Source organism: Martinezella tropici (assembly GCF_003287875.1).
Classification (GTDB): Bacteria; Pseudomonadota; Alphaproteobacteria; order Rhizobiales; family Rhizobiaceae; genus Rhizobium; species Rhizobium tropici_C.
This window is the reverse complement of the sequence record NZ_QMKK01000020.1, coordinates 1-16,245: the sequence shown is the minus strand read 5'-3', so window position 1 is coordinate 16,245 and position 16,245 is coordinate 1. Positions and strand designations below refer to the sequence as shown.

Below are 16,245 nucleotides of genomic sequence, written 5' to 3'. Positions count from 1 at the left end.
GCGCTGCACTTTGGCGTGGTTCACTTGCGTTTCCTCGTGCCGCGTTTGCTCCATGATTTATCGAGCGCACCGCGCAGCTGGCTGAGCTGATCGAGGCGGTCGATGGCAGCATCCTTGCCCTTCGCGGCTAGCGCCACGATCAGAGATTCGATCAGCACCAGCGTGCCGGCATGCATGGCGAGGTGGCCGGCGTTGCCACGCGGCACAGGCAGGACTTCAGTCACCTTGTCGGCAATCTGTAAGCCGAGATCGTCGCTGATCAGGATGATCGGAGCGCCATGCTTGCCGGCGTATTCCAGCAGCACCTCGACCTCGCGATAGAGCGGCGCATAGGCCATGACAAGCACGACGTCGCCTTTGCTAATCCCAAGCAGGCGATCCGCAAGCGCTATGCCAGATGCCGAGAGCGCGCTGCTCGGCAGGCCGATGCGATTGAACTGCAGGCTGGTATAATCCGCTATCGCGCCCGAAGGCCCGATGCCGAAGACATGACGTCGGGCTGCCTTGGCGAGACTGTCGACGCAGCGTTCGAAGCTTGCGGCGAATTCCTCGCGCCGCAGAACCTCCAAAGCCTGTTCGTGTATGCTGATGACATGGTGAAGCACATCGCTGGCCTGGCTGCCCGTTTCAGCCAGCGTGCGCTGCATCCGCGTTCCGGGGGATGGCGCTCCGGTCAGTTCCTCAAGCAGAGCGGCCCGCAGCGTCGACAGACTTTCGAAACCGAGGGCGCGGGCGGTGCGGACGACCGTCGCGTCGCTGGTGCCGGCGAGCTGCGCGATCTGGGCGGCCGAATTCAACAGTGCGGCCTGCTTCTGATCTACGAAGAAACGCGCGATACGTTGCTCTGAGGGTGCGAGGGTCTCGATCACATCGAGAACGCGGTCTTCGAAAGTGCGAGGTTTCTGCGTCGCTTCTGCCATCGGACATCTTCTGTAGTGAATGCTACCAATTGGATTATCTGTAGCATTTGCTGCAAAAGAATGACAGCACAAATAAAGGGCGCTTCGCTGTATCGCAAAGCGCCCTTTTGATCGCGTTAAAGGTCGGCGGGAGAGTTGGCTATGGCTATTCCGCCAAAGCGGCTCGCACCGCCGGGATCACCTTCTGGCCGTAGAGTTCGATACAACGCAGCATCTTGTCATGGCCGAGTGCGCCGGCGCTGTATTTCAGCTGGAAGCGGCTGATGCCGAGCGTCTTGACGACCGGGGCGAGCTTGGCGGCGACCGTTTCCGGCGAGCCGACATAGAGCGAACCCTTTTCGATCTCGTTGTCGAATTCCGCGCGCGTCATGGGCGGCCAGCCGCGCTCGCGGCCGATGCGGTCGCGCATCGCCTTGAAGCAGGGCCACAGCTCCTCGCGTGCCTGTTCATCCGTCTCGGCGATATAGCCGGGCGAGTGGATGCCGATCGGCTTGACGGGCTTGCCGAGCTGTTCGAAGGCGCGGTGGTAGAGATCGACATAGGGCTGGAAGCGATAGGGGCTGCCGCCGATGATCGCCAGCATCAGCGGCAGATCGTAGTGAGCGGCACGCACCACCGATTCCGGGCTGCCGCCGACGCCGATCCAGGTCTTCAGCTGGCCGCTCTCGATGGTCGGGAAAACCTTTTGATTGCGCAGCGGCGGGCGGATGCTGCCCTGCCAGTTCACCGGCTCATTCTTGAGCAAGGCCGCGAACAGATCGAGCTTTTCCTCGAAGAGCTGCTCGTATTGCGACAGCTCGAAGCCGAACAGGGGGAAGGACTCCGTAAACGAGCCACGACCGAGAATGACTTCGGCGCGGCCGTTCGAAACCGCGTTCAGGCTGGAGAAGCGCTGGAACACGCGGATCGGGTCGTCCGAGCTCAGCACGGTGACGGCCGATCCCAGATGGATTTTCGATGTACGGCTGGCGATGGCGGCCAGGATCGTTTCGGGCGAGGAGACCGCAAAATCCTCACGGTGATGCTCGCCGATGCCGAAAAAGTCTATTCCAAGCTGGTCGGCAAGGACGCCTTCCTCGACGACATTGCGCAGGACCTGCGCATGCGGCAACGGCGCGCCCTTATCGTCGAAGGTCACGTCGCCGAAAGTATCCAGGCCGAATTCGACGTTGTTTGTCGTCATGATTTTTCCTGTCATGTGTCGAAATGATAATGTTGAGACAGCATGTAGTGTCGCTCCCGACCATCCACTACCCGGAAAGTTTCGGCTGAAATCTTCGAAGAATTCGATATGCCGATGGCAACCGGCGATATTCGGCAGTGCCGGCGTTGCGATCGGTGGTACTCACGCCAATATTAGCTCCGAAGTGAGCGCGGTTGAATCAAGGAGAAACACATGGTCGCACTGAAAAAGGTGAACCTTACCAAAGCCTTTGCAGCCTTCGATGAGACTTGGAGCCCGCGCGTCGGCGGCGACATCAACGATTTCCAGGTCAAGCTCGTGAAGCTGGATGGCGCTTTCCATTGGCATCATCATGAAGAAGAGGATGAGCTGTTCTTGGTCGTCAAGGGCACGCTGCGCATGAAGCTGCGCGAGGAAAACGGCGGCGACATCGTCCTTGGCCCTGGCGAATACATCATCGTTCCGCATGGGGTGGAGCACTGTCCGGTCGCCGAGCCGACCTGCGAGGTCGTGTTGTTCGAGCGCAATACGACGCTCAATACCGGCAATGTCGAAAACGAGCGGACGATCCGCGCGCCCAAGCGGCTTTAACCGATCCCGATGGTCCGGCAGCCCGTCAAGGGCTGCCGGACATTGACCAGTCCATCAGTTGAGCGCCAGCTTGTTCGACGGCGTACGGCAGGCCGCGAAAACATCCAGCTTCGGATCATAGACCTTCGTCGAGACGTCCATCATGCCGAGAACGCTGTGGAAGATGTTGTCGTGAGAGTAGGTGCCCTCGGCGGCCTGCTTGGCAAGGCAGGCCATGTCGAAGCCGGCGGCCTTAGCGAGATCGTCAGCCATCCATACCAGCATCGGCACATGCGTCTGCTGTGAAGGGGCGATGATATAGGGCGTGCCGTGCAGATAGATGCCGTTTTCGCCGAGCGACTCGCCATGATCGGAGAAATAGAGCACGGAGCCGGACACCGAGTTCGAGCGCTGCTTCAGCTTGTCGATCACCATGGCGACGATGTGATCCGTGTAGAGAATCGTATTGTCATAGGCATTGGTGATTTCCTCCTGGGAACAGGAGCTGAAGTCATTGGAGCGGCAATCCGGCTGGAACCGGCGGAATTCTTCCGGGTAGCGCTGATAGTAGGCCGGGCCGTGGCTGCCGAGCTGGTGCAGCACCAGCACGCTGTCGCCCTTCACCTTGTCCAGCCAGCCGTCGATCTTATCTACGAGGATTTCGTCCCTGCATTCGCCGTCCTTGCAGAAGCGCGGATCGGCAGAGGGCGGCAGGTAGGTATAGGAGACGCGATCGGTGACGTTGTAGCTGCCGGTGTCATTATCCAGCCAGGTTACATCCACCTTGGCATGGGTCAGGACATCGAGCAGGTTCTCCGTCTCAAGCCCCTTACGGTGGGTGTATTGCCCACGCGTGTAGACCGAGAACAGGCAGGGTATGGAGGTTGCCGTCGCCGTCCCGCAGCTGCTGGTATTGGGGAAGTAGACGACATCGCGCTTTGCCAGTTCCGGATTGGTCATCTTGGCGTAGCCGCCGAGCGAGAAGTTCTGCGCGCGCGCGGTTTCGCCGGCAACGATGATCGTGACGCGCGGTTTGCCGTTATCGACCGCGCCGACCCTGCGGGCATCCGTACCCAGCGGCTGCGCGACGACGTTGGCGTTCTTTTGGGCATCGATTGCGTAGCGCACAGCGCTGGTGATCGGGATGACCGGATTAAGTGTATCCATCAGGTCGCGATGAGCGCGGCCGACGCCGGCATAGGTCTTGTAGAAGCTGGTGCCGGCAACGACGAAGATCGCCGAGCAGGCGAGAATGACGGCGGTATTGTAGGCAAGCTTCTTGAGGATGGGACGATGGACGATCCGGATCCACATGATGACCAGCGAAGGTAAGACGCCCGTCAGCAGGACATAGGTCACGAAGCGCACCGTGATCAGGTGTCCGCTTTCCGCTCCGGTCGACACTGCGGCATTGCGGATCATTTCCTTGTCGATGATGACGCCGAACTGATCGTTGAACCAGGAAGAGACCGATGCCACCAGCACGAAGAAGATCAGGGCCGGCTTCGTGAGGTATTTGGCGGAAAAGAGCGTGAAGAGCGCCAGGATGGCAGCGGAAATGCCGATTACGAAGGCGGCGAAGGCGGCGGGTTCAGCGATAAAATAGCCGTATGCCTTGGTCCAAAACATCCGGTTTGTCACAAGAAGTACATATAAAGCGGCTATGAAGCAAAGCGTGACACTGCCGATGGCCGGCCTGAATTTTTGCCGGTCCGGCGTGGCGTTTCTATTGGTCAATAGTCTTCTCCGCGCATCTGCTGGCGGTTGGGGCGGAAGTGCCCACTACCGCAGGGTGCGTTTTGGCTGCCAAAGTTGGCCACCATGGTGATCAATACTGACATTTACCTGAATGACGGACCGTTGTGCAGTGCTGTTTCGAGCCCTGTTCGGATTATCTTCGCTTTTTGTCAGCCTCCCGCTTTGAGTTCAGGTCGCCGTCAGAAATAGGCATCATAGCTGCCCGCTTGCAACGGGGAGCAATCGTGCGGCTCTTATTGATCGAAGACAATCCGGCTATAGGCAATGCCGTGCAGGATCATCTGCATGCGGACGGCTGGTCGGTCGACTGGTCGATCACTCTCGAATCCGCAACGGCCGCGGCCGCGTCGAGTAAGCATGATGTGGTTCTTCTCGACCTTCGATTGCCGGATGGAAGCGGCCTCGACATGCTGAGGCTCATGAAAGCGCGCGGCGATACGACGCCGGTCGTCGTCATGTCTGCCTATGATCAGCTCTCGGACCAGATGACCGCCATGAGCATCGGCGCCGTGGATTATCTGGTGAAGCCCTTTGCGCTCGCCGAGATGGCGGTCCGTGTGCGGAAGGCAGCCTCGCGCGGCAGCTTGAAGCGCATCCGCAATGTCAGCTGAGTCGCGGCTTTTCAGGATTGGGCTGACCTTGCCAGCCGCAGGACGTCGATCACGGCCAGGGCAGCGGCAAAGACCACCAACGACATGAGCCAGCCCAGAACGGCATCCGACAGGTAGTGCGCCCCGGTTATTACCCGCAGGACCGGCATCATGATCGAGATGATCGCGAGCGGAAGCCCGAGCCGGAGGCGCAGATGTGGCGGCAGCAGCAATATGAGGCAGAGCAGCCAGCCGCCGGACGACGCTTCTCCGGAAACGAAGGAGCAATTTCCAAGGCACTTACCGGCAAACGATCCTGCCTGGACGAAGTCGAGCGAACCGCCGAAGAGATCGGTGCTGCGCGGCCGCGGCCTGCCGGAATAGCTTTTAAGCAAGGTGTTCACGATGAGGCCGCAGCCGATGGTCAGCGATATCAATGCGGCGACATATCGATCCGTTATCGGCGTGCGCCATCGAGCGCCATGTTTGCGCCAGGATGAAATCAAACTCGCAACCAGGGTGACAGCGGCGATGTAGGGCAGGGCAAGCGTCACAGCCCGCACGATCTCGAGAAGAGGATTCTTGGCGAGTGCAAAGGCGCCACACACTTTGCCGGCTAGCGTGATCGACGCGCAAGGCGCCGCGGTGAAGACGCTCCTGGCGACGAGGAGATCGATAGCGGGGAAATGATAGAAGACGAACAGCAGCACCCACCAGAGCGTGAAGAGCGCCAGAAATGCGACGAAGGATCTGCTTACCGGGACCGTTCGTTTTGTATAGGCAATGGAATTATCGAACATCGGGAACGCCGGCCACGGTCTGAACAAGTTCAAAAGAGCGCCCGCCCGGGTTTGCAAAAAAAGCTGAGGCGGCCACTATCGAGTGTCCACTACGACAGAAGCCTGACAGCAGCCTGAAAGATCAAATGCTTAAGAAAATCGAACGGCACGACCAATGCCGGTCAGGTCGATCCTGACCGGTCGAACAGATCTCGACGTTGCCCTTGGTTGCGCTCTATTCGCCCGTCTGAAAATAGGCTTCCAGCCGATAGCCATCGGGATCGATGACGAAGGCGGCATAGTAGAACTGGCTGTAGTCCGGTCGGATGCCCGGCTTGCCGTTGTCTTCGCCGCCACTGGCGATGCCTGCGGCATAGAAGGCATCGACGGCAGCCTGGCTCGGGGCGATGAAACAGAAATGCAGGCCGGAGCCACGGTCGGCGGGCACGGGGCGCTCCACCTCGCTGACCCAGAACTGGGCGCGTTCCGCCCCATATCCGACCGTGCCGTCGAAATTGGTCAGACGTTCATAGCCAAGCGGTGCCAATGCAGCATCGTAGAACGCCTTTGCCCGCGCCAGATCTTTGACGCCGATCGAGATGTGGTCGAACATGAAAACCCGCTCCGTGTTGTCTGCGGAGTATTGCGAAGCCGCCCCTGGAAGATGCCAGCTTTCGAAGCCCGCAGGTTCAATTGGGTCTCACCATCTTGCAATGGTGATGGGAAGTCAACAAAGCGAAGCGACGGGTTATCGGATCGTTCGATCCAAATTTCCAATCGCGAATCGTCTGGGCGCTGTCGATCTTGATGAACTGCGCGGCGCCGGACATGGATTTGTCGGCGCCCGGCCGCAAGCTGATTTTTTTGAAACGATTGTCGATTTGCGAATGACTGCTTCGTCGTCAATATGAGCGGGCTTGTTAAGCGGCAATGGTGCCGGTGTCTCGCTTCCGGAGGATTTTTTCCATGCGTTTCATGTCTATCGTCACCTCTTCCCATCACATGGCTCCGACGCCGGAACTTGCCGAGGCCATGGGCAAGCTGGCCGATCGGGAGATCAAGGCCGGCCGCATGCTCGACACGGCCGGGCTGATGCCGCTTGCGACCGGAGCCCGCGTCACCATCAAGGATCGCAAGCTGAGCGTGATCGACGGCCCCTTCGTCGAGGCCAAGGAGATCGTCGGCGGCTATGCGATCTTCGAGCTGCAAAGCAAGGAGGAGGCCGTGGCGCTCGCGGTCGAGTTCATGCAGCTGCACAAGGATTTCATGCCCGGCTGGGAAGGCACATGTGAAGTGCGTGCCTATTTCGAGCCGGGCGCGGAGGGGGTATGCGATCCTCTCGCCGAAGCAAGGGCATGATGATTTCGGCCTGTCATCGGGGCGGGTGGCCGTGACGCCCGCCGGCACCCATCGGGCGATTCTGGCCGTCTGGCGGATCGAACAGCCACGGCTGATCACCAGCCTGGCGCGATTGCTGCGCGACGTACCGCTGGCCGAGGATCTCACTCAAGAAGCACTGATCGTGGCTCTGGAGCGATGGCCGGAAACGGGCATCCCCGAACGCCCTGGCGCTTGGCTGATGACTACCGCCAGGCGCCGGGCGCTCGATCATTTGCGCCGCCGCCGGATGCTTGACCAGAAGCACGAGTTGATCGTTCGGGAGATGGAGGAGGACGAGCGGATCATGCCTGATCTAGATACCCTTCTCGACGATGATATCGGCGACGAAATGCTGCGCCTGATCTTCACGGCGTGCCATCCGCTGATTTCGCGCGAGGCACGCGTGGCGCTGGCCTTGCGGATGATCTGCGGCCTGACGACGGAAGAGATCGCAAGGGCTTTTCTGGTGTCTGAAGCGACGATCGCCCAGCGCATCGTCCGCGCCAAGAAGACGTTATCGGAATCGGGGCTTTCCTACGAGACGCCGCACGGCGAGGAATTGTCGGAGCGCCTGGCCTCGGTGCTGGAGGTTGTCTATCTGATCTTCAACGAAGGCTACACGGCCGCACGCGGCGAGAACTGGCTTCGGCTGCAATTGTGCAATGAGGCACTGCGGCTGGGCAGGGTGTTGACCTCCGTCGCCCCGCTGGAGCCGGAGGCGCATGCGTTACTGGCCCTGATGGAACTGAATGCATCCCGCGTAGCGGCCCGGACGGACGCCGACGGCAACCCGATACTTTTGCTCGAGCAGAATCGCGCCCGCTGGGATCGCCTGCAGATTCGGCGCGGCTTGAAAGCGCTGAGGCGAGTAGAGCAGCTTAGGGGCGCCGACGGCCTTTATGCTTTGCAAGCCGCGATCATCGCATGCCATGCGAGGGCGAGGACATCGGATGAAACCGACTGGAGGCTGATCGCTGATCTTTACGCAGAGCTTGCCGAACTCACGCGTTCGCCGATCGTCGAGCTCAATCGCGCGGTTGCCGTCGGCATGGTCGAAGGTCCCGAAACGGCATTGGAGATCATTGAACGTCTTCGCGACGAGCCGGCGCTGAAGGGCTATCATCTTCTGCCGAGCGTTCGCGGCGATCTTCTTTATAAGCTTGGTCGATACGGCGAAGCGCGGCTGGCCTTCGAAACGGCAGCCACGATCGCTGAAAATCAAAGGGAGCGTGACCTGCTGCTGCGCCGCGCCGCCGAAGCCGCCGACGCGGAGAAGAGCTGATCCGCCCGGGAGGCGGATCAGCTTGTTTCAAGCTATTCTGCAGCCTGATAATTTGCGGCTCTCGCGGCGGATGAGCGCGGGCCGATGGCGGCAAGCAGCGTGATGGCAGCCGCGAGGATCGTCACGAAACCGATGCCGGCAATGTAGGGATTCCAGCCGAAGCTCGGTGCAGCGCTGAAGACGGCCGAGGCCGCTGCCAGGATAATGCCGCCGCCGATCTGGAAGGAGGCAAACAGCATGCCCGACGCCAGGCCGGATTCATCCTCGCCGACTTCGGACAGGGCCGCGACCTGGATTGACGGATAGGTCATGGCATAGCCGATACCGAGCAACAGCTGCGAGACGATAACGAGCACGATCGTATCGATCTGGCCGGCCGACAGCACCCAGAAAAGATAGCTGATGGCCTGCAATCCCACGCCGAAGGTCATCAGGAGCGTCGTTCCGCGGCTCTGGCCGATCGTGGCGAAGCGTGGCGCGAGGAACATGACGCAGGTCCCGCCGATGGCGAAAGCAAAACCCGTGGCAAAGGCCGACCAGCCGATGACGGTCTGATAATAGAGTGTCGCGATGAACTGGAAGCCGACATAGGCTCCCTGGTACAGCGCGGCAATGGCATTGGCATGGCTGAGCTTGGCACGCCGGAACATGGCGAGCGGCACCATCGGATCCCGGTGGCGGGACTCGACGACCAGGAAAAGCAGGATCAGAACGAGCGCTGCCACCAGAGAACCCCAGGTTGCAAATGCCTGCCAGCCATCGGCGGCGGCATTGGTGACGCCGAAGACGAAAAGCAGAAGGCCGGGTGTAATCGTCAATGCGCCGGCCCAATCGAAGGGAGGTCGCACGCCGCTTCTCTTGTGATCGGCGGGCAGGACGAGCGGCGCGACGATCAGCGCGAGGATGGCGATGGGAGCCCCCATGACCAGGGTCGCACGCCAGCTGATGATAGTCGCCGCACCGCCGAGCACCATGCCGAGCACGAAACCGGCGGCACCGGTGGAGGAGAAGACGCCGAGCGCCTTGGCGCGGGCGTTGCCTTCTCCGAAGACGGAGAGCAGGAGGGCAAGCGCGGCAGGGGCCGTGAAGGCGGCGGCGATGCCCTTGATCAGACGGGCGGCGATCAGGGTCGGAGCGCTATCGACGAACCCGCCGGCAATGCTGGCGGCGGCAAAGACGGCAAGCGACCAGAGGAAGACGCGGCGGTGGCCGAAAAGGTCGGCAACGCGGCCGCCAAGCAACAGAAAGCCGCCATAGCCGAGCACATAGGCGCTGACGGCCCATTGCAGCGAGGTGGCTTTCATACCTAATTCTGTCTGGATTGCGGGCAGCGCCACTCCAATGGTGGATACGTCCATGGCGTCCAGGAAATTGGCGGCGCATAGCAGCAGCAACGCCAATCCGGCCCCGCTTCGGGTTTGGGAAGAAGTCATCGGGATCGTTCCTTTCTAGGCTGCCGCCTCTTGGGAGGTTGAAAACGGCAGGGAACGAGAAAATGTACACCTTCAAACCCTATTGCAAATTGATAGTAACCATGTCAGGTATTACTGATAATGATGAATGATGCCACGCTTCGAAAGATCGATCTCAATCTGCTGCTCGCCTTCTCCGTGCTGATGCAGGAGCGGAATGTGAGCCGTGCGGCCGAGCGGCTGCTGCTCGGCCAGCCCGGGCTTTCTGCGGCGCTGCGCCGCCTGCGCGAGACGCTGGATGACGAATTGTTCGTGCGCGTCGGGCGCGGCTTGCAGCCCACGCCGCGGGCGCTGTCTATCGCGCCGGCGATCGAGGATGCGCTTTCCGGTATCGAGCGTGCCATCCGCCCGCCGGCGGCCTTCGATCCGGGAAGTTGGCAGGGGGAATTCCGCGTCGGACTCTGCGACAATCTCGAATCATCCTTCTTCGGGCCGCTGGCGGCGCGGCTGCGCCAGCTCGCGCCGAATGCCCGGCTGACCAGCGTTGCCTTCGACCGGCGTGATGCCGTGCGGCTGCTGGACGAGGGCGCCTTCGAATTCAGTATCTCCGTGCATGATGAGCCCGCTTCCTGGCATGTTCGCGCGCCGCTGTTCGAACAGGCTTCGCTCTGCATCTATGATGGCCGGCATCTCAAATGCGCGGCGCCGCTGAGCCTCAAGCATTTTGCCAGCGCGCCGCATGTGACTGTTTCGCTTGAAGGCTCCATATCCACCAGTGTCGATGTCGCTCTCGCGCGCCTCGGCCATCGCCGGCAAGTGGTGGCGACCGTTCCCCGCTTTTCGGCCCTGCCGACGACGCTACAAGCCATTCCCGCCATTGCGACGGTTCCCGAGGCGATTGCCCGCTGCATGGCGCAACTGCATGATCTTACGATTTCGGAGCCGCCTTTCGAGCTGCCGGCTGATCCGGTGACGATGCTCTATCGCCGCGTCGATCAGGCCGACAGCCGCTCGGTATGGTTCCGCCGCCTTTTCGTTGATGTCGTTAAGAAAGCGCTCGAGGCGAGCGGGTGCCGCATGGGTGTTTCCACGGATGCCTGCTGCTACGATCCGCCTGAACTCGCGGAAGCTGTTTGACCCTTCGAGCGGAGGCGCCATGATCCGTCGTACCTCGCGCCTTTCCCTGCGGATGCCGGAGGAGGGGGATATCGACTTTCTGACGGCCCTGTTCTTGCGGCCGGAAATGGTCGTCCATCGGCCGGATCCGAGGCCGGATTCTCCCAAAGAGAGTGCCCGGCGCCTGGCCCGTGACCGGGCACATTGGCGGCTGCATGGATTCGGGCGTTGGGCGATCGAAACGGAAGGGCGGCTGATCGGGTTCGGGGGCGTTACCGTTTCCACCGAATTCGAGGGGCTCAATCTCTCCTATCATCTGCATCCTGATCATTGGGGAAACGGCTATGCGACCGAGCTGGTGAGGGAGGCGCTGGCTTTCGCCCATAACGATCTGCAGGCGAAGCGCGTTATCGGGCTTGTACGCCCCGTCAATCTGGCCTCCCTGCGCGTGCTGGAAAAATGTGGATTCCATTTCGAGCGTGAAGTCATGCTGCATGGTGCGCCGACCCATCTGCTTTCCCATCGGCTGGCTGCGGCTGATATCGACGAGCCGACTTAGCCGTCCGGATAGGGCATGCCGTCCTTGTGCACGAAGCGTCCATCGGTGCTGGAGCTCATCATGTCGACATCCGAACAGGTAATTAGATCCGTGGGCGAGCGCGTGCCGGCCTCAAGATAAACAGCCGTCGTAGCCGATTTGTTGATCATGTGATGGCCGTTGCCCGAACCTTTCGGAAAGGCGGCACAATCGCCGGCGCGTAAGATGGTTTCACCATCATCCTCGATCAGCGTCAGTTCGCCCTCCAGTATATAGACGAATTCATCCTCCTCGGAATGCCAGTGCCGCTGGCTCGACCAGTTCCCCGGCGGCAGCCGCATCAGGTTGACGCCGAAATCCATGAGGCCGCCGGCATCGCCCAGCCGCTGGCGTATGCGCTCGGCGCAGGGGTCATTGAATGGGGCGGGATAACGCGTGCCTTTGACTTCGGGTATGGCTGCAATATCGATCTTCGGCATGATGATCCTGCCTGCGATTTGCCGTGGATGGATGTGCTGTCTCTGCAGAAGAGTCTACCAAAATTCGTCGCCACCAGTCCAGCAATGTATCTCGGTGGAGCATGGCAAACGGGGTTTAACTGTCTGTGTTGTCATCTAGTTGTCACCCGGTTGTCATCGTTCATACACATATGCGTTGTTTGAGCAACATGCCATATCTGGGTGCTGTCACATATGTTGAGGGCCTAGTTAAATCCTTGTCACGGGAAAATAGTAAATGCAGCTTACTAATCGAAGTGAGGCTTGTGCTTCGAATTAGGCACTGGAACTTGATGTCGAGCGACCCCCAGGTTCGTCCATCGCGCAAGTTCATTCGACGGATGGAGTTACCATGAACATCAAGAGTTTGCTTATCGGTTCTGCCGCTGCCCTCTGCATCGTATCCGGCGCACATGCTGCCGATGCCATCGTTGCCGCCGAACCGGAGCCGCTGGAATATGTCCGTATCTGCGACGCGTTCGGTGCGGGCTACTTCTTCATTCCCGGCACGGAGACCTGCTTGCGCGTCGGCGGCAAGGTTCGCACCGAAGGTCAGTGGAAGGATCCGTACAATCGCGCCAGCAACTTCGGCACCAAGTGGCATACCCGCGCCGAGCTCAACCTCAATACCGCAACCGATACCGAATATGGTCCGCTGAAGACCGAAACCATCGTGCGCTGGGATTGGAACGACGGCGGTTCCACCGGCACGAACCTGCTGTGGGCCTACATCAACCTCGGCGGCTTCAGCGTGGGCAAGACGGACTCGCAGTACAACCAGTTCATCGGTTACGCCGGCGACGTGATCCAGGACGACGTGATCTATGACGGCCCGTACGAGCTGAACCAGATCACCTACAACTACGACAGCGGCACGGGCTTCACCGGCGTCATCTCGCTCGAAGACAGCAACTCCGGAACGACGACCAGCGCCTATGGCGGAAGCTGGCAGCTCTCCAAGAGCGATCATTACGCTCCGAATGTTGTTGCCGGTCTCGGCTATAAAGCCGGCGCCTGGCAGTTTCGCGTGGTCGGCGGTTATGACTCCATCGTCGAAGAGGGGGCCATCAAGGCGCGCGTTGATGCCGATTTCGGCGTTTTCTCTGCCTTCCTGATGGGCGGGTGGAATACCGACGGCGACAAGCTCAACCAATATGCCGGTTCGAACCAGAACGTCTCGGCCTGCACGACTTCCGACGGCGTCGTTCACGGCGCAGATTGCGGCTGGGGTGACTGGGCAGTCTGGGGCGGCGTCGGCGTTCCGATCAACGACAAGCTGAAGTGGAACCTGCAGCTCGCCTATACCGATTCCAAGATCTTCGAAGCGACCACCAACGTCAAATTCAATCCGGTGAAGAACCTGCTCGTCGAGCCGGAGTTCACCTATGTTCACTATGATCTGCCGAGCGATGATAGCTTTTCGGGTATCCTCCGCTTCGAGCGAACCTTCTGAGGCTTTTGGTCTCGGCTGACGTTCACAGAAATGAGGCCCGGTCTTCGTATCGGGCCCCATCTGTCGTGACGGACGATTTCTGAATCTCCGTTCGCACCGCATCCTGCCGACCGGCACCGTGCGACGCATAGTGACCTCCAGCGCAGTCGTATCCAGACAGGCGTCGGTCACCCTTGGCAGTGGTCAAACAGCCGATAAAGGGAAGTCGGTTCGCTGTCATAAACCCAATGCTAATCAACGACTATCTCATTTTCGATAGCGCCCTTCGGCGCGACCAAAGGAAGCCCCATGAAGACGATCATGATACTTGCCGCAGTTGGAATGTTCTCCACGAACGCGATGGCCATGTCAGCCTATAATTCCAAGTCGATGACCTGCGCAGCCGTGCATGAAAAGATGGCTCAGGAAGGGTCGATCGTGCTGCGATATCCCTCACACCATCCGGGCCTGATGATGTACCATCGGACCGTCTCGAATTCGATGGCTTGCCTGGGGCAAGGCGCCATGGCCAGCGCCAGCGTGCCCACCAGCGACGATCCGAACTGCAAGATCAAGACCTGCAGCTTCGCGACCGGCAAGGGGCCGAACAAGAACCATTAGGTTGAGGAAAAGCCGTTTTCTTATAAAGCGAATGCCGGCGCGGCGGGGGCTTGCCGCCGGCTGGCGGGTTGAATTGATTACTGCCCCGCAAAGGGCAGGCACCCATTGTCGATCTGATTTCTGTCATCTCAACCGGATGTAGTGGTGTTGAAGCTGTGAAACCGCCTCTTTGGCCGGTTTCCGCAATTCCATTATGCGCTCGCCGCGTCGCTCATTGAGCTATCACAAGCTTATCGCTGCCGGATGGGAAGACGACCCGGAAAATGGCCGGTCTCCCCACGCCGATCTATTTCATCCACCTGAGCTGAAATCAGGCCCGGGCGTGGAGGCTTATCAATCGCAGACGCGGGTGCGGTACATATCGCCCCAAGCATTCTGGTGCCAGACCACATGGCATTGGGGATAATAAGCTGCCGGCGGTAAGTAGCTGGGTGCATAGGCGGGGCCGGCGTACATGGGCTCGGCATAGGCGTGAGGCGCGGTCGCACCGGCAATCAGAGCCCCGCCGATGACGGCGCCAGCGATGCCGGCGGCAAGGCCGCGGCCGAAATTGTTGTGAGCTTCAGCCTGGGAAGCGGTGGCAATTGACGTGCCTGCAATTGTCAAGGCGACCAGACCGGTGGCAACGAGCGTACGCATGGTGGTCCACATAGTCTTGATCCTTATGTCCAATAGGAGCGGCGCTTGGCCGCTGAGTACGATCAGACAATAGCGTGCCGAAGATTACCGCCGGACGTCCGTTGGGTTAAACCTTGGTAAGGTGGGGTGACTGGCGCTTGCCGGCATTTATCCTCGGAAGACATACGGGACGGCGATTCCAATTGAGCAGCTTCGCTTGCTTTGGATCTTCTTGATGCAATCGTTGCCGACGATATGTCCTTCCCGAGAGAAGGGTGACAGTTCATACCGGAGACATGGGTTACACTTTTGGCCTTTGCGAGGAGAGCGAAGGTGCCTTGGCAGGAGTGTAACCGCATGGACGAGCGTCTCAAATTCGTTGCGCGGGTTCTGGATGGCGAGAAGATCGCGGCGCTATGCCGCGAGTTCGGCATCTCCCGCAAGACCGGCCACAAGATCATCAGCCGCTATAATGCCTGCGGGCTGGAAGGACTGACGGATCGCTCGCGGCGTCCCTACCGGCACGCCAATCAGCTTCCTTTCCAAATCGAGAAGCTGATTGTGCGTGCCAAGCAGGAGAAGCCGAACTGGGGCGCACCGAAGATCAGGGAACGACTGGCGCGGCTTTATCCGGACGTGCAAACGCCGGCGATCTCGACCGTGCATGCGGTGCTCGACCGCAACGGGCTGGTCCAGCACCGCAAGCGACGGCGCAACAGGGCGGAAGGCACGCCGCTCTCCCAACCCCGCCAGGCCAACGACCTGTGGTGCGCCGATTACAAGGGCGAGTTCATGCTCGCCGACAAGCGCTACTGCTATCCCTTGACGATCACCGACTTCGCTAGCCGCTATCTCCTGGCTTGCGAAGCGCTGCACACGACGAAGGAAGTTTACGCCTTCACCGTGTTCGAGAGCGTCTTCAAGGAGTTCGGCCTGCCCGGAGCGATCAGAACCGACAATGGCGTCCCCTTCGCCAGTCCCAACGGCTTGTTCAATCTGTCGCGACTGGCGGTCTGGTGGCTCCGGCTCGGTATCGACATCGAACGCATCAAGCCAGGCAATCCGCAGCAGAACGGCCGCCACGAACGCATGCATCTCACACTCAAGCTGGAAACCACCAAGCCGGCCGGCGCCAATTTCCTGCAGCAGCAGGCCCGCTTTGACGACTTCGTCGAAGAATTTAACACCGAGCGGCCACACCAGGCCCTCAATATGGCTTGCCCGGCAGAGCGCTACCACGCTTCATCACGACCTTATCACGGCCTGCCGGAGCTCGACTATCCGTTCCACGACCAGACCGTGACCGTCACAACATGCGGCCGCATCTGTTACAAACGAAAGAAGATCAATCTCAGCCTGGTTTTTGCCGGACAGGCCGTTGGAATCAAACAGGTCGAAGACCATATCTGGCTCGCAAGCTTCATGGATTACGATCTGGGATACTTCGATGACGAGACATGCAGGCTCGAACCACTGCCGAACCCCTTCGGCCCAAAGGTGTTACCTATGTCTCAGGAATAAACCGTAACCTATGTGTCCAGAACGGACC

General features: G+C 60.0%; 18 protein-coding genes. 10 read left to right on the top strand and 8 right to left on the bottom strand.

Translation table 11 applies throughout. The features are described from left to right. Positions 1-20: 20 nt before the first annotated feature. Together DQ393_RS03260 and DQ393_RS03255 are read right to left on the bottom strand one after the other, a co-directional pair. A complete protein-coding gene (locus DQ393_RS03260) occupies positions 21-920 on the bottom strand; it encodes a MurR/RpiR family transcriptional regulator (RefSeq protein WP_112340376.1) in 900 nt (299 codons plus the stop codon). Between the two features lie 145 nt (positions 921-1,065). Next, entirely contained in the window at positions 1,066-2,103 is a 1,038-nt protein-coding gene (locus DQ393_RS03255) for an LLM class flavin-dependent oxidoreductase (RefSeq protein WP_112340375.1), read from the bottom strand. 213 nt (positions 2,104-2,316) lie between these two features. Between DQ393_RS03255 and DQ393_RS03250 the strand changes: the two genes are divergently transcribed. Further along, positions 2,317-2,694 carry a cupin domain-containing protein gene (locus DQ393_RS03250; protein WP_112340374.1) on the top strand — a complete coding sequence of 126 codons (378 nt, stop codon included), beginning with the start codon at positions 2,317-2,319 and terminating at the stop codon, positions 2,692-2,694. A 54-nt stretch (positions 2,695-2,748) separates the two neighbouring features. Here DQ393_RS03250 and DQ393_RS03245 read toward each other — a convergent pair whose 3' ends face one another. Further along, on the bottom strand, positions 2,749-4,410 hold the full coding sequence (locus DQ393_RS03245) for a phosphoethanolamine transferase (protein WP_112340373.1): 1,662 nt from the start codon (positions 4,408-4,410) through the stop codon (positions 2,749-2,751). A gap of 245 nt (positions 4,411-4,655) precedes the next feature. Between DQ393_RS03245 and DQ393_RS03240 the strand changes: the two genes are divergently transcribed. Continuing rightward, a complete protein-coding gene (locus DQ393_RS03240; RefSeq protein WP_112340372.1) occupies positions 4,656-5,042 on the top strand; it encodes a response regulator transcription factor in 387 nt (128 codons plus the stop codon). An 11-nt stretch (positions 5,043-5,053) separates the two neighbouring features. On the opposite strand, the gene DQ393_RS03235 is transcribed toward DQ393_RS03240, so the two are convergent. Both DQ393_RS03235 and DQ393_RS03230 read right to left on the bottom strand, forming a co-directional pair. Further along, the gene (locus DQ393_RS03235) at positions 5,054-5,821 is read right to left on the bottom strand and encodes a phosphatase PAP2 family protein (protein ID WP_112340371.1); all 768 of its coding nucleotides are present in this window, start codon (positions 5,819-5,821) and stop codon (positions 5,054-5,056) included. A gap of 214 nt (positions 5,822-6,035) precedes the next feature. Then, the gene (locus tag DQ393_RS03230; RefSeq protein WP_112340370.1) at positions 6,036-6,413 is read right to left on the bottom strand and encodes a VOC family protein; all 378 of its coding nucleotides are present in this window, start codon (positions 6,411-6,413) and stop codon (positions 6,036-6,038) included. Here DQ393_RS03230 and DQ393_RS03225 point away from each other — a divergent pair. Genes DQ393_RS03225 through DQ393_RS03215 form a run of 3 tightly spaced genes read left to right on the top strand, consistent with a single transcriptional unit; the run spans position 6,412 to position 8,462 of the window. Continuing rightward, on the top strand, positions 6,412-6,711 hold the full coding sequence (locus tag DQ393_RS03225) for a hypothetical protein (RefSeq protein WP_146758959.1): 300 nt from the start codon (positions 6,412-6,414) through the stop codon (positions 6,709-6,711). The genes DQ393_RS03230 and DQ393_RS03225 overlap by 2 nt on opposite strands. Before the next feature lie 55 nt (positions 6,712-6,766). After that, positions 6,767-7,159 (top strand): YciI family protein, encoded by a 393-nt coding sequence (locus DQ393_RS03220; RefSeq protein ID WP_112340368.1) that lies wholly within the window; start codon positions 6,767-6,769, stop codon positions 7,157-7,159. A 31-nt stretch (positions 7,160-7,190) separates the two neighbouring features. Beyond that, positions 7,191-8,462, top strand: coding sequence for an RNA polymerase sigma factor (locus DQ393_RS03215; protein WP_112340561.1), 1,272 nt, complete (start codon positions 7,191-7,193; stop codon positions 8,460-8,462). Between the two features lie 32 nt (positions 8,463-8,494). On the opposite strand, the gene DQ393_RS03210 is transcribed toward DQ393_RS03215, so the two are convergent. After that, a complete protein-coding gene (locus DQ393_RS03210) occupies positions 8,495-9,895 on the bottom strand; it encodes an MFS transporter (RefSeq protein WP_112340367.1) in 1,401 nt (466 codons plus the stop codon). A 120-nt stretch (positions 9,896-10,015) separates the two neighbouring features. Here DQ393_RS03210 and DQ393_RS03205 point away from each other — a divergent pair, with 120 nt between their 5' ends. Together DQ393_RS03205 and DQ393_RS03200 are read left to right on the top strand one after the other, a co-directional pair. Then, positions 10,016-11,011 (top strand): LysR family transcriptional regulator, encoded by a 996-nt coding sequence (locus tag DQ393_RS03205; RefSeq protein ID WP_112340366.1) that lies wholly within the window; start codon positions 10,016-10,018, stop codon positions 11,009-11,011. 19 nt (positions 11,012-11,030) lie between these two features. Further along, the gene (locus DQ393_RS03200) at positions 11,031-11,549 is read left to right on the top strand and encodes a GNAT family N-acetyltransferase (protein WP_112340365.1); all 519 of its coding nucleotides are present in this window, start codon (positions 11,031-11,033) and stop codon (positions 11,547-11,549) included. Here the strand turns inward: DQ393_RS03200 and DQ393_RS03195 are convergent. Beyond that, positions 11,546-12,007 (bottom strand): cupin domain-containing protein, encoded by a 462-nt coding sequence (locus DQ393_RS03195; protein ID WP_112340364.1) that lies wholly within the window; start codon positions 12,005-12,007, stop codon positions 11,546-11,548. The genes DQ393_RS03200 and DQ393_RS03195 overlap by 4 nt on opposite strands. A gap of 370 nt (positions 12,008-12,377) precedes the next feature. Between DQ393_RS03195 and DQ393_RS03190 the strand changes: the two genes are divergently transcribed. Further along, the gene (locus tag DQ393_RS03190; protein WP_112340363.1) at positions 12,378-13,478 is read left to right on the top strand and encodes a porin; all 1,101 of its coding nucleotides are present in this window, start codon (positions 12,378-12,380) and stop codon (positions 13,476-13,478) included. A gap of 288 nt (positions 13,479-13,766) precedes the next feature. Further along, positions 13,767-14,078, top strand: coding sequence for a hypothetical protein (locus DQ393_RS03185; RefSeq protein WP_112340362.1), 312 nt, complete (start codon positions 13,767-13,769; stop codon positions 14,076-14,078). 333 nt (positions 14,079-14,411) lie between these two features. Here DQ393_RS03185 and DQ393_RS03180 read toward each other — a convergent pair whose 3' ends face one another. Continuing rightward, positions 14,412-14,729 carry a hypothetical protein gene (locus DQ393_RS03180; RefSeq protein ID WP_112340361.1) on the bottom strand — a complete coding sequence of 106 codons (318 nt, stop codon included), beginning with the start codon at positions 14,727-14,729 and terminating at the stop codon, positions 14,412-14,414. Positions 14,730-15,029: 300 nt separating this feature from the next. On the opposite strand from DQ393_RS03180, the gene DQ393_RS03170 reads away from it, so the two are divergent. After that, complete coding sequence (locus DQ393_RS03170; protein WP_432421976.1) at positions 15,030-16,217, top strand: integrase core domain-containing protein; 1,188 nt, start codon at positions 15,030-15,032, stop codon at positions 16,215-16,217. Positions 16,218-16,245 lie beyond the last annotated feature (28 nt).

What these genes read in the sequence shown, in the direction of transcription:
- DQ393_RS03185 (WP_112340362.1), top strand. Translation starts at nt 13,767, where the DNA reads ATGAAGACGATCATGATACTTGCCGCAGTTGGAATGTTCTCCACGAAC.
- DQ393_RS03230 (WP_112340370.1), bottom strand. Translation starts at nt 6,413, where the DNA reads ATGTTCGACCACATCTCGATCGGCGTCAAAGATCTGGCGCGGGCAAAG.
- DQ393_RS03250 (WP_112340374.1), top strand. Translation starts at nt 2,317, where the DNA reads ATGGTCGCACTGAAAAAGGTGAACCTTACCAAAGCCTTTGCAGCCTTC.
- DQ393_RS03255 (WP_112340375.1), bottom strand. Translation starts at nt 2,103, where the DNA reads ATGACGACAAACAACGTCGAATTCGGCCTGGATACTTTCGGCGACGTG.
- DQ393_RS03235 (WP_112340371.1), bottom strand. Translation starts at nt 5,821, where the DNA reads ATGTTCGATAATTCCATTGCCTATACAAAACGAACGGTCCCGGTAAGC.
- DQ393_RS03220 (WP_112340368.1), top strand. Translation starts at nt 6,767, where the DNA reads ATGCGTTTCATGTCTATCGTCACCTCTTCCCATCACATGGCTCCGACG.
- DQ393_RS03190 (WP_112340363.1), top strand. Translation starts at nt 12,378, where the DNA reads ATGAACATCAAGAGTTTGCTTATCGGTTCTGCCGCTGCCCTCTGCATC.
- DQ393_RS03225 (WP_146758959.1), top strand. Translation starts at nt 6,412, where the DNA reads ATGAAAACCCGCTCCGTGTTGTCTGCGGAGTATTGCGAAGCCGCCCCT.
- DQ393_RS03260 (WP_112340376.1), bottom strand. Translation starts at nt 920, where the DNA reads ATGGCAGAAGCGACGCAGAAACCTCGCACTTTCGAAGACCGCGTTCTC.
- DQ393_RS03200 (WP_112340365.1), top strand. Translation starts at nt 11,031, where the DNA reads ATGATCCGTCGTACCTCGCGCCTTTCCCTGCGGATGCCGGAGGAGGGG.
- DQ393_RS03180 (WP_112340361.1), bottom strand. Translation starts at nt 14,729, where the DNA reads ATGTGGACCACCATGCGTACGCTCGTTGCCACCGGTCTGGTCGCCTTG.
- DQ393_RS03195 (WP_112340364.1), bottom strand. Translation starts at nt 12,007, where the DNA reads ATGCCGAAGATCGATATTGCAGCCATACCCGAAGTCAAAGGCACGCGT.
- DQ393_RS03205 (WP_112340366.1), top strand. Translation starts at nt 10,016, where the DNA reads ATGATGAATGATGCCACGCTTCGAAAGATCGATCTCAATCTGCTGCTC.
- DQ393_RS03210 (WP_112340367.1), bottom strand. Translation starts at nt 9,895, where the DNA reads ATGACTTCTTCCCAAACCCGAAGCGGGGCCGGATTGGCGTTGCTGCTG.